The organism is Rhodococcus sp. (in: high G+C Gram-positive bacteria), from assembly GCF_049286785.1.
GTDB lineage: Bacteria > Actinomycetota > Actinomycetes > Mycobacteriales > Mycobacteriaceae > Rhodococcus_F.
The window spans coordinates 1-13,338 of sequence record NZ_JBAQEO010000538.1; the positions used below are offsets into that span (position 1 = coordinate 1).

Sequence of the window (13,338 nt, forward strand, 5' to 3'; positions counted from 1 at the left end):
GTCTGAATGTTCGGGTTCCAGCGACGATTGGTACGCCGGTGCGAGTGCGAGACCGACTTACCGAAGCCGGGCCCCTTGGCGCATACGTCGCAGACGGCAGCCATAGTCGCGAACTCCTTCAAGATAGTGAACTGTGAATTTAGCCCGCCTCGTGCACGCAGGCCACATTGATCGTGGCCCTTACGAGGCAACCGCTCAAGAGTAGCCGTTCGAGGTCGGAATGGCCAAACCCGGGTCGGACAGCTTGCACCCCAGGGCTGCAGATCCGCCGCCGACTAGTCTGACGGAAGCTCCCATTCCCCTTCCGGAGAGGACGACAGTGGCCCCGATCCCACCACCGATGGACGGTCGCGTCCTCGAATTGTGGGCGCGCACCGCGGTGGAGGGCCTCGAATCACGGTGCGATGAGATCAACAGCCTCAACGTGTTTCCCATCCCGGATGCCGACACCGGCACCAATCTCTTGTTCACGATGCGGGCGGCGCTGCAGGCGATCGACGAGTACGCGGGGGACGATCGCGGAGCGCGGGATGTGCGACAGGTGGCGATAGCGCTCGCCCGCGGCGCGGTTGCCGGGGCCCGCGGGAACTCGGGTGTCATCCTCTCCCAGGTGCTGCGCGGGATCGCCGAGGCCGCCGTCGAAGGCACGGTGGACACCAGGACCGTGCGGAGCGGACTGCTCATGGCCACCAACCTGGTGACCGACGCGGTGAGCTACCTGGTGGAGGGGACCATCGTCACGGTCCTGCGGTGCGCCGCCGATGCTGCCGCGGAGTTCCCGGACGAGACGCCGCTCGCCCGGACCGCTCATGCCGCCGCGGACGCTGCGGCGGAGGCGCTCGCCCGCACCCCGTCCCAGCTCGACGCTCTGGGTACGGCGGGCGTGGTGGACGCCGGTGGTCTGGGTCTTCTCATCATCCTCGACGCCCTCGTCACCGTGGTCACGGGCGAGCCGCCGTCTCGGGCGCCCGTCGCGCTCCACGTCCCGCGGCGGCTGCCTGCGGCCGACGGCGCGCGGACACCGGGCGATCGGCCGGTGCCCGTCCTGCAGGAGTCCGGCCGGAGCAGTCCCGCCCCGCACGGTGGTATCGCTGCGCGTTGCGGTGGCGAGGAGTCGGAGCAGGATTTCGAGGTGATGTATCTGGTCGCAGATTCCGACGACGACCGGATCGCACAGTTGCGGGCCGGACTGGAGGATCTGGGCGATTCCGTCGTCATCGTCGGTGACGGGCGCGGCGGCTGGTCGGTGCACGTGCACTGCTCGGAGGCCGGACCGGCGGTCGAGGCCGGGCTGGCGGCCGGCCGCGTCCACGGCATCCGTATCACGAGCTTTCTCGTCGAGGCGCGTGACCAAGGCCTCCTCATCCCGCCGGTGCGGATCCGGCCCGACCGGGGCGAACGCGGAATCGTCGCGGTCGTGGCGGGAGACGGGGCGGCGGAGTTGTTCTCGAGTGAAGGTGCCACCGTTCTGCGCTGCGACGACGAACCCGTTACGCGAGCTCAGCTTCTGGGTCTGATCAGGCAAGTAGGGCTGGCGCAGGTGTTGGTGCTTCCCAACGGTGCCCTGTCGGCGCAGGAACTCGTCGCTGTGAGCGCCGCCGCCCGCGACGCTCGGCACGAGGTGTTCCTGCTCGCCACATCGTCGATGGTGCAGGGGTTGGCCGCGCTCGCCGTGCACGACTCCGGGCGGCAGGCGATCGACGACGCCTTCACCATGTCGGAAGCGGCGGCCGCCACCAGGTGGGGGTCGCTGCGCATCGCCCGCGAACGCGCTCTCACCTATGTGGGGACCTGCGAGCCCGGTGACGGGATCGGACTGATGGGTCACGAGGTGATCGTCATCGAATCCGACGCTGTTTCCGCAGGTAGAAGGCTCGTCGACCTCGTTCTCGGTGCGGGCGGGGAATTGGTGACGCTCCTGATGGGGGCGGAAGCACCGGAGGGGCTCGAGAAGGAACTGGCCGATCACATCTCGCACCGCCACCCCGGCGTCGAGGTGATGATCTATCACGGCAGGCAGCCGGGAGATCTACTGCAACTCGGGGTGGAATGAGGGATTCGATGGCCACACTCGCCGACCGGCTCGATCATGTGCTGGGAAAGAAGACTGCCGACGCGCTGGACACGGCGTTCGACATCCGCACCGTCGAGGATCTGCTACGGCACTACCCGCACCGGTACGCGTCGCAGGGCCGCGAGCTCGCGGAAAAGGACCCGCCGGAGGGCGAGCACATCACGATCATCGCGCAGGTGACGTCTGCGGCGGTCGTGAAGATGAAGAACCGTCCGGGCAGCATGCTCAAGGTCGTCCTGTCCACCGATACACAGAGCGTCGACGTCACCTTCTTCAACCCCCAGAAGGTGAAGCACGTGATCAAGCCCGGCGTGCGGGCGATGTTCTCCGGAACGGTGAAGTACTTCCGGGGAAAGTGGAGTCTCACGCATCCCAGCTATCTGATCCTGCCCGAGCCGCGTCCCGGGAGCGAGAGCCCGGTGGTGAAGGTGGGGCAGGTCAAGGGGGCCGGTGCGCTCGCCGAAATCGCCCGGGCGTCGCAGGAACCGGGAGCCGGTGTGGACATGGCGGTGTTCGACCGCGCGCTCATTCCGCTGTATCCGGCCACCCGTGAAGTGGAGAGCTGGACGATCATGAAGTGCGTCCGGCAGGTGCTCGACCAGCTCGATCCGGTCGAGGACCCCTTGCCCGACGAGATCCGCCGCGAGCGGAACCTGGAGGGACTGGACGAGGCCCTGCGTTCGGTGCATCTTCCGGACACGCGTGACGACGTGGAGAGGGCCCACGACCGGCTGCGCTTCGACGAGGCGGCCGCGCTGCAACTGGTTCTCGCCCGCCGCCGCTACGACAACGCCGAACGCACCGCGCCCCCGTGTCCGCCCGTGCCCGGGGGAATAGCGGACGAGTTCGAGAGCAGGCTGCCGTTCCAGCTGACCGACGGCCAGCACGCCGTCGCCGACGAGATCGCCGCAGACCTCGCGCGGCCTCACCCGATGAGCAGGCTGCTGCAGGGTGAGGTGGGGTCCGGCAAGACGATCGTCGCCTTGCGGGCGATGCTGCAGGTGGTCGATGCCGGCTACCAGTGCGCGCTGCTCGCACCCACCGAGGTGCTCGCCACCCAGCACGCACGATCCCTGCGGGCGATGCTCGGCCCACTCGCCACGGCAGGCGAACTCGGCGCACACGAGAAAGCGACGCGGGTGGCACTGCTGACCGGGTCGATGCCCATCGCCGCCAAACGCGCGGCCCTGAACGAAGCGATCACCGGCGACGCCGGAATCGTTATCGGCACGCACGCCCTCATCCAAGACAATGTCGGATTCTTCAACCTCGGGATGGTGGTGGTCGACGAACAGCACCGCTTCGGTGTCGAGCAGCGCGACAGGCTGCGGTCGAGGGCACGTGAGGGCCTGAGTCCGCATCTGCTGGTGATGACGGCCACGCCGATCCCGCGCACCATCGCGATGACCGTCCTCGGTGATCTCGAGGTGTCCACGTTGCGTCAGCTTCCGATGGGCCGGTCGCCGATCAAGAGCAGCGTCGTGCCTGCCACCCGGAAACCGCAGTGGGTGACCCGGGCGTGGGAACGGATACGGGAGGACGTCGCGGCGGGGCGCCAGGCCTACGTTGTGTGTTCGCGGATCGGGGACGGCGAGAAGGGCGACGGCGAGGACACGTTCGACGAGAAGGCCCCCGAGACAAAATCCGCGGTCGAGGTATTCGACGAGCTGCGCGCCAGTATCCTGCCGGACCTGCGCATCGGCCTGTTGCACGGCCGGCTGCCCGCCGACGAGAAGGACGCTGTGATGCGCGACTTCACAGCCGGTGACATCGACGTCCTCGTCTGCACCACGGTCGTGGAGGTGGGAGTCGACGTACCGAACGCCACGATCATGGTGATCCTGGACGCCGATCGATTCGGTGTCAGTCAGTTGCATCAGCTCCGCGGGCGTGTGGGCCGAGGAAAGCATCAGGGGTTGTGCATTTTCGTGACGGAGATGAATCCCGGCGCACCGGCGTTCGAAAGGCTGTCGAACGTGGCCTCGACCAACGACGGTTTCGAGCTTGCGCAACTCGACCTCGAGACCCGGCGGGAGGGCGACATCCTGGGCGCGGCGCAGTCGGGGACCACCACGACACTGCGTTTGCTGTCACTGCTCGGGCACGAGGAGGTCATCGCGGCAGCGGCGGAATTCGCGCGTTCGGTCATCGCGGAGGATCCGGGCCTCGAACACCATCCGGGCCTGGCGGCGATGGTCACCTCGGCACTCGATGCCGACCGCATCGAGTTTCTGGAAAAAACGTGAGAACTGACTTGCGATTCGCAAGATCTTCGCCGTTCTGTTTCGAACCTGTTGCAGAATTCGCACACGTCAGAGGCACCTTTGTGAAGTCCGCGAAAGATCTTGAATACTGGGATGCCGTTTCTCCGAGGCTGTCGGCGACAAGGTAGTTTGCTCCAATGTTCTCCAAAGTCCTGGTCGCCAACCGTGGCGAAATTGCGATCCGTGCCTTCCGCGCCGCCTACGAACTAGGTGCCGGAACTGTCGCGGTGTTCCCGTACGAGGATCGGAACTCGATCCACCGTCTCAAGGCCGACGAGAGTTATCAGATCGGCGAGAAAGGTCACCCGGTTCGGGCATATCTCTCGGTCGACGAGATCGTCTCCGCCGCAAAGCAGGCCGGTGCCGACGCCATCTACCCCGGTTACGGCTTCCTCTCCGAGAACCCGGACCTCGCCGCCGCGTGTGCGGAGGCGGGCATCACGTTCGTCGGTCCGTCCGCCGCGGTTCTCGAGCTGACCGGCAACAAGGCGCGCGCGATCGCTGCCGCCAAGGCGGCGGGACTTCCCGTTCTGGCGTCGTCCGCGCCGTCCGCAGACGTGGACGAATTGCTGGCCGCGGCCGAGACCATGGAGTTCCCGATCTTCGTCAAGGCCGTCGCCGGCGGCGGTGGCCGGGGCATGCGCCGTGTCGCGGAGCGAAGCCAGCTGAAGGAGTCCATCGAGGCTGCGGCCCGGGAGGCAGAGTCCGCGTTCGGTGACCCCACCATGTTCCTCGAGCAGGCGGTCATCGATCCCCGGCACATCGAGGTCCAGATCCTGGCGGACGGTCAGGGCAACGTCATCCACCTCTTCGAGCGCGACTGTTCGCTCCAGCGTCGCCACCAGAAGGTGATCGAGCTGGCTCCGGCCCCGAACCTGTCCGAGGAGCTTCGCGCGAAGATCTGCGCGGACGCGGTCGCATTCGCGAAGGAGATCAACTACTCCTGCGCGGGCACGGTGGAGTTCCTGCTGGACACGCGGGGACACCATGTGTTCATCGAGATGAACCCGCGTATCCAGGTCGAGCACACCGTCACCGAAGAGGTGACCGATGTCGATCTCGTGCAGTCCCAGCTGCGGATCGCATCGGGGGAGTCCCTCGACGATCTGGGCCTGACCCAGGACAAGATCACGTTGCGCGGGGCGGCGTTGCAGTGCCGCATCACCACCGAGGATCCGGCCAACGGTTTCCGGCCCGACACCGGCCGTATCACCGGCTACCGGACCCCGGGCGGGGCGGGAATCCGGCTCGACGGCGGCACGTCGGTGGGCGCGGAAGTGTCCGCCTATTTCGATTCGATGCTCGTCAAGCTCACCTGCCGGGGCCGCGACCTCGAAAGCGCGGTCGCCCGGGCCCGGCGTGCGGTGGCGGAGTTCCGTATCCGAGGCGTGTCGACGAACATTCCGTTCCTGCAGGCCGTGCTCGACGATCCGGATTTCCGCGCCGGGCGTGTCACGACATCGTTCATCGAGGAACGCCCGCAGTTACTCACGCTGCGTTCCTCCGCGGATCGCGGCACCAAGATCCTGAGCTATCTGGCCGACGTGACGGTCAACAAGCCGCACGGTGAGCGGCCTTCCGCCGTGTACCCGCAGGACAAGCTGCCGCAGATCGATCTGACGACGCCGCCGCCGGACGGCAGCCGGCAGAAGCTGCTGGCGCTCGGGCCCGAGGGGTTCGCGAGAGCGCTGCGTGACCAGAAGGCCCTTGCCGTCACCGAGACCACGTTCCGGGACGCACACCAGTCGCTGCTCGCCACCCGAGTACGCACCAGTGGGCTACTCGACGTGGCCGGGCATGTGGCGCGCATGACGCCCGAGTTGCTCTCGATCGAGGCCTGGGGCGGGGCCACGTACGACGTGGCGCTGCGCTTTCTGCACGAGGACCCGTGGTACCGCCTGGCCGCACTGCGCGAGGCCGTCCCCAACATCTGCCTGCAGATGCTGCTGCGCGGTCGCAACACCGTCGGGTACACGCCGTACCCCGAGGAGGTGACCCGCGCATTCGTGGACGAGGCCGCGGCCACCGGCATCGACATCTTCCGGATCTTCGACGCCCTCAACAATGTCGATCAGATGCGCCCCGCCATCGACGCCGTTCGTGAGACCGGAACCGCGGTCGCCGAGGTGGCGCTCTCGTACACCGGCGACCTGTCGAACCCGAAGGAGAATCTCTACACCCTCGACTACTACCTGCGGCTCGCCGAGGAGATCGTCGAGGCGGGCGCCCACATCATCGCGATCAAGGACATGGCGGGACTGCTCCGTGCTCCGGCGGCGGCAACCCTGGTCACCGCGCTGCGCAAGAACTTCGACCTGCCGGTGCATGTACACACCCACGACACACCGGGCGGTCAGCTCGCAACGTATCTGGCCGCATGGCAGGCAGGTGCGGACGCCGTCGACGGCGCATCCGCCGCGATGGCCGGCACCACCAGCCAGCCTGCGCTCTCCGCGATCGTGGCCGCAGCCGCGCACTCCGAGCACGACACCGGACTGGATCTGCAGGCGGTGTGCGATCTGGAACCCTACTGGGAGGCGCTGCGCAAGGTCTACAAGCCGTTCGAGTCGGGACTCCCGGCTCCCACCGGGCGTGTCTACACCCACGAGATTCCCGGTGGTCAGCTGTCGAACCTGCGCACGCAGGCCGTTGCGCTGGGTCTGGGCGACAGGTTCGAGGAGGTCGAGGCGAAGTATGCGGCCGCAGACCGTCTGCTGGGCCGCCTCGTCAAGGTGACTCCGTCGTCGAAGGTCGTCGGTGACCTCGCGCTGCACCTGGTCGGTTCCGGCGCGTCCACCGCCGAATTCGCCGAGAACCCCGCGAAATTCGACATCCCCGACTCGGTTATCGGCTTTCTGCGCGGTGAACTGGGCACCCCGCCCGGCGGCTGGCCCGAACCGTTCCGGACCAGGGCGCTCGAGGGTCGCGGCGCGGCAAAGCCGGAGGTGGCACTCACCCCCGACGACGAGAAGGCGCTGGAGGGTAGCTCCGAAGAGCGGCGCGGCACCCTGAACCGGTTGTTGTTCCCCGGCCCGACGAAGGAGTTCCTCGAGCATCAGGAGAAGTTCGGCGACACGTCACAGCTCTCGGCCAACCAGTTCTTCTACGGACTGCGGCGCGGCGACGAACACCGAGTCCGGCTGGCGCAGGGTGTCGAACTTCTCATCGGCCTCGAGGCGATTTCCGAGCCCGACGAGCGTGGTTATCGCACCGTCATGTGCATCCTCAACGGGCAGTTGCGGCCGGTGTCGGTTCGTGATCGGTCGATCTCGAGCGAAGTGCCCGCCGCGGAGAAGGCGGACAAGAGCAATCCCGGACACGTCCCGGCGCCGTTCGCCGGTGTCGTCACTCTGGCCATATCCGAAGGTCAGAAGATCGAGGCGGGAGACACTCTCGCCACCATCGAGGCCATGAAGATGGAAGCAGCCATCACCGCACCACGAAGCGGCACCGTCAGTCGCGTGGCGATCGGTTCGGTCCAGCAGGTCGAGGGTGGCGATCTGCTCGCCGTCATCGCCACGGGGGAGTCCGCGGCCGAGTGACGGGCATCCGATGACTCGCATCATCGCGGGACTCGCGGGCGGTCGGCGCCTGCGAGTCCCGCCGAGCGGCACCCGACCGACGTCCGACCGGGTGCGCGAGGCGTTGTTCAGCGCCCTGAACAGCCGGATGGATCTCGAAGGCGCATCGGTGCTCGACCTGTATGCAGGATCGGGCGCCCTTGGGCTGGAAGCACTCTCGCGTGGGGCGGAGCGAGTGGTCCTCGTCGAGTCCGATGCCAAGGCGGTCGGCGTTATCTCGGGCAACATCAACGCGGTGGGCTTACCGGGCGCGGAGGTGCGCGGCGCGCCGGTGGCCTCCATCCTTGCGGGCACCGCCGATCGCGAATACGACCTCGTGCTCGCCGATCCGCCTTACGCTGTGGACGACGCGGCGATACAGGACATTCTGATTTCTCTGAGGAAGCACGGCTGGGTCGGCGACGGGTCCGTCGTGGTGCTCGAGCGTTCGTCCCGGTCGCCCGAGACCGTGTGGCCCGAGGGGTTCGCTCCGGTGAAGGCGAGGAGATACGGCGAGGCTCGCATCGAATGGGCAACCTGCTACGGTCTGGACTCATGACTGGTGCTGTGTGCCCCGGATCCTTCGACCCCGTGACCAATGGCCACCTGGACGTCATCGGCAGAGCTGCGGCGCAGTTCGACGAGGTGATCGTCACGGTGATGGTCAACAAGAGCAAGCGCGGATTGTTCACCGTCGACGAGCGGATCGAAATGCTCGAGGACGCGACGTCCGAACTGCCGAATGTCCGTGTCAGTTCCTGGCACGGGCTGCTCGTGGATTACGCCAAGCAGCAGGGCGTCACGGCGATCGTGAAGGGCCTGCGCGGCGCCAACGACTTCGATTACGAGCTGCAGATGGCGCAGATGAATCAGAAGCTCACCGGTGTCGACACCCTCTTCATCCCGACCAACCCCACCTACAGTTATCTGTCGAGTTCGCTCGTCAAGGAAGTCGCCACCTTCGGCGGTGACGTGACCGGAATGCTGCCGGAGAAGGTGCACGCCCGGCTGCTCGAGCGGATAGCCGAACGGGCCGCCGAAAACAGCTGATCTCCGACACACCCTCTGACGCAACACGCCCGCGGGCTCCCATCCGGCAGACTTGTCACGGACGGGCTGTGCCGATGTCGTGAAGCGGATGTCGGGGACCACCTCGGGGCCGGCCCGGCGACATCACGAATGATTGGGGTTGCTTGTGTATCGGGTATTCGAGGCGCTCGACGAGCTCGTCGCGATTGTCGAAGAGGCACGCGGTGTGCCCATGACCGCGGGCTGCGTCGTCCCGCGCGGTGACGTTCTCGAACTGCTCGACGACGTGCGCGATGCGATTCCCGGTGAGCTCGACGACGCGCAGGACGTGCTCGACCACCGCGACAAGCTGGTCGGCGACGCCCGCGACAATGCGGAGAAGACCATCGCCGGCGCCAACGCCGAGGCCGGCTCCACGATCGAGAACGCCCGTGAAGACGCCGACCGGCTGCTCGCCGATGCGAAAGCTCAAGCAGACCGGATGGTCGCGGAGGCGCGTACGCACGCACAGCAACTGGTCGAGGATGCCCGCGCCGAAGCCGAGGACTCGATCGCGGAGGGCAGGCGTGAGTACGACAGTGTGACGGGTCGGGCGCGTGCGGAGGCGGACCGGATGATCGAGTCCGGCAAGTCGTCGTACGAGCGTGCGGTGGCGGAGGGCGCCGCGGAGCAGGAGCGCCTCGTGTCCCAGACGGAGGTCGTCCTGGCTGCCAACGCCGAATCCGCCCGGCTGATCGATGCCGCGCACGCGGAGTCCGATCGTCTGCGTTCGGAATGTGACCTGTACGTCGATACGAAGCTCGCGGAGTTCGAGGAGTTCCTCGGCGGGACCCTCCGGTCCGTGGGGCGTGGGCGACAGCAGCTGCGCACGGGATCCGGCGTTCCCGATTACGCCTCCGACTACGGAGTGGACGAAAGGCGCGCGGAGCGGCGCCGCTGATCTCCGTACGCGCGGAGCGGCGCCGCTGAACTCCGGAACGGAGGGTCCCGGCGGTTTGGATCCGTGCCGCGAATTGCGTATCGTTGAGTGGTTGCCCTTTGTCGTTCCCCTTCTGTGAAAGTGACGTGTGTTGTCCTCCCATCGCCACAGGCCATCGCGTTCCCGCCGGGACGCGGATTTCGTGCTGGACACGGTCAAGCTCGGCCGGCGTCCCGGTTCGATGCACACCGTGGAGAGAGTGGTGGCCGCGCCGCAGCGAATCGGCCTCGAACTCATCGCGATCGAGGAGGGGGCGGAGATCGAACTCGATCTCCGACTGGAGGCCGTTTCCGAAGGTGTCCTGGTTACCGGCACGCTCCGTGCCCCGACCGTGGGTGAATGCTCGAGATGTCTCGAACCGTTCTCCGACAGTGTGGACCTGTACCTCACGGAGTTGTTCGCTTATCCGGACAGTGCCACGGAGGAGACCACTGACGAGGACGAGGTGTATCGCGTCGTGGACGACGAGATCGATCTCGAACCCGTCATCATCGACGCCGTCGGTCTCGCTCTCCCGCTGCGGCCTCTCTGCAGTGAGGATTGCGAAGGATTGTGTCCAGAATGTGGCGTTCGCCTGGCGATTGCCGAATCTGGGCATGGGCATGACATACTGGATCCTCGCTGGGCTGGTCTTGCAGCCAAATTTGGCGTGGAATCAGACCGCAGCAACAAACTCGAGAACACCGATCTTGTGAACAACGAAGCCGAGGAGAAGTAGAAGTGGCTGTCCCCAAGCGCAAAATGTCGCGATCCAACACCAGGTCGCGTCGCAGCCAGTGGAAGACCACTGTGCCCACCCTCGTCACCTGCCCTAACCGTGGGTGCGGCGAGAAGACGCTGCCCCACATCGCGTGCCCCTCGTGCGGCACATACAAGGGCCGCCAGGTCACAGCAGCCGTCTAACTCCGAGGCGTTGTGACGAGCGACATCAGTACTGAATCCGACGGCGGCGAGGAGGACCATGCGTCCCTCCTCGCCGCCCTCGGCGTTGATATCGAGCCTGCACTGCTCACTCTGGCATTGACTCATCGCTCGTATGCGTACGAGAACGGTGGCCTGCCGACCAACGAGCGGCTCGAGTTTCTCGGGGACTCCGTTCTGGGAATCACCGTTACCGAGAACCTCTACCTTTCGCATCCGGACAAGTCGGAAGGCGATCTCGCGAAGATTCGCGCGAGCATCGTCAACATGCATGCCCTCGCGGAGGTGGCTCGTACACTGGGCGACGGTGGCCTCGGTGCGCACCTGCTGCTCGGCAAGGGCGAAGTGCAGACCGGTGGACGCGACAAGCCGAGCATCCTCGCTGACGGCATGGAGTCGATCCTGGGTGCCATTCATCTACAGCACGGCATCGACACGGCGCGGCGCGTCGTACTCGACCTCTTCGACGATCTGCTGCAGCGGGCTCCGCGTCTGGGTGCAGGCCTGGACTGGAAGACGAGTCTGCAGGAACTCACGGCCGAGCGTGGTCTCGGTGTTCCGTCGTACGAGATCACCGCGACCGGTCCCGATCACGACAAAGAGTTCACGGCAACGGTTCTCGTCGCGGGCATGCCTCGTGGTGTCGGCATCGGCCGCTCCAAGAAGGAGGCCGAGCAGAAGGCAGCGAGCACAGCGTGGAATGCGCTGTCGGAAACTGCCGCCGATGCCGCCGAGGGCGCAGCCACCGACGACGTCAGTGCCTGAACTTCCTGAAGTCGAGGTTGTTCGGCGCGGACTCGAACACCATGTCGTCGGGGCAACCATCGAATCCGTCGACATCCTGCACCCGCGGGCCGTCCGCCGTCACCTGCCCGGGGCCGCCGATCTCTCGGGCCAGCTCGTCGATCAGCGCATCACCAGCGCTGCGCGTCGCGGAAAGTACCTGTGGCTCGTTCTCGAGCCGAGTGGAGTCGCGCTGGTCGTGCATCTCGGGATGAGTGGTCAGATGCTCGTGCAGCCACCGGACGCAAGTGCGGAGAAGCATCTGCGCATCAGAGCGCGTCTGGACTCCGGCGTCGATCTGCGGTTTGTCGATCAGCGAACATTCGGGGGCTGGGCGTTGGCGTCCCTCGTCGACGTGGACGGTGCACTGCTCCCGGACTCCGTGGCACACATCGCCCGTGACCCACTCGACCCGGATTTCGACCTCGCCGCGACCGCTATGTCCGTGCGGCGCAAGCACACCGAGATCAAGCGGGCACTGCTGGACCAGGCCGTGGTGTCGGGAATCGGCAACATCTACGCGGACGAGGCGCTCTGGCGTGCACAGTTGCACGGAAATCGGTTGACGGACAAGCTGTCCCGGCCCAAGATCGCGCAGCTGCTGACGGCGGCACAGGAGGTCATGCGCGAAGCTCTGGGTCAGGGCGGCACGTCGTTCGACGCCCTCTATGTCAACATCAACGGCGAGTCGGGTTACTTCGACCGGTCGCTGTCCGCGTACGGACAGGAAGATCGGCCGTGCCCTCGCTGCGGTACACCGATCCGCCGGGAGAAGTTCATGAACCGCTCCTCGTTCAGCTGCCCGAGATGTCAGCCGGCGCCACGTAGATCGCCTGCGAGATCGTTCGTGTGAGTTCGTTCCCGCCGTCCCGATCGGGGTGCCGTGGTGGGATGGCAGGATTGGGCGCAGGGCAGAACAGAATTCCGACACGACGGCACCCACCTCGCTGTGGGTCGAGCGCACCGGTACCCGCCTCTACACGGGCCGGAGCTCCCGCGGCGCCGAGGTGCGCATCGGCTCCGAGAGTGTCGACGGCGTATTCACTCCCGGTGAGCTCCTGAAGATCGCGCTTGCGGCGTGTACCGGGATGAGCTCGGACTTCCCGCTGTCGCGCCGGCTGGGCGACGCCTATGACGCCACGATCCGGGTGTCGGGTCCCGCGGACCGGGAGAGCGAGGTCTATCCGCGGCTGGAAGAGGTACTCGAACTCGATCTCAGCGAGCTCGATGCCGATGCGCAGGACCGGCTCGTCGCCCTCGTCGAGCGGTCCGTGGACAAGGTGTGCACGGTGGGACGCACCCTGAAGGCGGGCACCAAGGTGACGTTGGCCGTCGAACGAGAAGCCTGATGCCCCGCGACCTGGCCGCGTTCGTGGGTGGAGCGATTTTCTGCGCGGGCCTGATCGGCATGATCACGGCCGCGCCCGTGGTCGCGGAATCGGCCGACGGGGCTCCCGGGGGTGCATGTAGCCCGTGGCGGGTGTCGGAGGTGACCTCCACTTCGGGGATTCTCGAGAATCTTGCTTTCGATGGCCGCGGCTCCATGGTGATCTCCCGGCTCGGGGTCGCGGGCAACGGCGGTCTCGACAGGGTCACTGCCGACGGCGCCGTGTCCGTTCTCGTACCGGATGTCGAGTCGCCCGGAGGAATAGCCGTGGCGGGCAACGAGGCCTACTTCGCGACAGGTAATTCCTTCATCGCGGGAGTGACCGGTTCGGACAGCGGCAC

General features: G+C 66.5%; 12 protein-coding genes and 1 pseudogene. 12 read left to right on the top strand and 1 reads right to left on the bottom strand.

The window, feature by feature from the left end:
* On the bottom strand, nt 1-104 hold a 104-nt coding region (rpmB, locus tag WAW17_RS19455), incomplete at its 3' end, for a 50S ribosomal protein L28 (protein ID WP_379314292.1).
* A gap of 236 nt (nt 105-340) precedes the next feature.
* Between rpmB and WAW17_RS19460 the strand changes: the two genes are divergently transcribed.
* From WAW17_RS19460 to WAW17_RS19515, 12 genes and pseudogenes are all read left to right on the top strand, one after another.
* Nucleotides 341-2,053 carry a DAK2 domain-containing protein gene (locus tag WAW17_RS19460; protein WP_422334569.1) on the top strand — a complete coding sequence of 571 codons (1,713 nt, stop codon included), beginning with the start codon at nt 341-343 and terminating at the stop codon, nt 2,051-2,053.
* An 8-nt stretch (nt 2,054-2,061) separates the two neighbouring features.
* Nucleotides 2,062-4,320, top strand: a complete 2,259-nt coding sequence (recG, locus tag WAW17_RS19465) for an ATP-dependent DNA helicase RecG (RefSeq protein ID WP_422334570.1) — start codon at nt 2,062-2,064, stop codon at nt 4,318-4,320.
* A 155-nt stretch (nt 4,321-4,475) separates the two neighbouring features.
* Nucleotides 4,476-7,880, top strand: coding sequence for a pyruvate carboxylase (locus tag WAW17_RS19470; protein ID WP_422334571.1), 3,405 nt, complete (start codon nt 4,476-4,478; stop codon nt 7,878-7,880).
* Between the two features lie 10 nt (nt 7,881-7,890).
* Entirely contained in the window at nt 7,891-8,457 is a 567-nt protein-coding gene (gene rsmD / locus WAW17_RS19475; RefSeq protein ID WP_422334572.1) for a 16S rRNA (guanine(966)-N(2))-methyltransferase RsmD, read from the top strand.
* Nucleotides 8,454-8,948 (top strand): pantetheine-phosphate adenylyltransferase, encoded by a 495-nt coding sequence (coaD, locus tag WAW17_RS19480; RefSeq protein WP_422334573.1) that lies wholly within the window; start codon nt 8,454-8,456, stop codon nt 8,946-8,948. Before rsmD ends, coaD begins: the two co-directional genes overlap by 4 nt.
* Nucleotides 8,949-9,093: 145 nt before the next feature.
* Nucleotides 9,094-9,867: a DivIVA domain-containing protein gene (locus tag WAW17_RS19485; protein ID WP_422334578.1), complete on the top strand. Its 774-nt coding sequence runs from the start codon at nt 9,094-9,096 to the stop codon at nt 9,865-9,867.
* A gap of 181 nt (nt 9,868-10,048) precedes the next feature.
* Entirely contained in the window at nt 10,049-10,624 is a 576-nt protein-coding gene (locus WAW17_RS19490) for a YceD family protein (RefSeq protein ID WP_422334574.1), read from the top strand.
* 2 nt (nt 10,625-10,626) lie between these two features.
* Nucleotides 10,627-10,809 carry a 50S ribosomal protein L32 gene (rpmF, locus tag WAW17_RS19495; protein ID WP_072687533.1) on the top strand — a complete coding sequence of 61 codons (183 nt, stop codon included), beginning with the start codon at nt 10,627-10,629 and terminating at the stop codon, nt 10,807-10,809.
* Nucleotides 10,810-10,821: 12 nt separating this feature from the next.
* Nucleotides 10,822-11,592, top strand: coding sequence for a ribonuclease III (gene rnc / locus WAW17_RS19500; RefSeq protein ID WP_422334575.1), 771 nt, complete (start codon nt 10,822-10,824; stop codon nt 11,590-11,592).
* The gene (gene mutM, locus WAW17_RS19505; RefSeq protein ID WP_422334576.1) at nt 11,585-12,463 is read left to right on the top strand and encodes a bifunctional DNA-formamidopyrimidine glycosylase/DNA-(apurinic or apyrimidinic site) lyase; all 879 of its coding nucleotides are present in this window, start codon (nt 11,585-11,587) and stop codon (nt 12,461-12,463) included. The genes rnc and mutM overlap by 8 nt, the downstream gene beginning before the upstream one ends.
* 25 nt (nt 12,464-12,488) lie before the next feature.
* The gene (locus WAW17_RS19510) at nt 12,489-12,959 is read left to right on the top strand and encodes an OsmC family protein (protein WP_422334577.1); all 471 of its coding nucleotides are present in this window, start codon (nt 12,489-12,491) and stop codon (nt 12,957-12,959) included.
* Nucleotides 12,959-13,338: pseudogene (locus WAW17_RS19515) on the top strand (hypothetical protein); the annotation flags it as partial. The gene WAW17_RS19510 and the pseudogene WAW17_RS19515, both read left to right, overlap by 1 nt.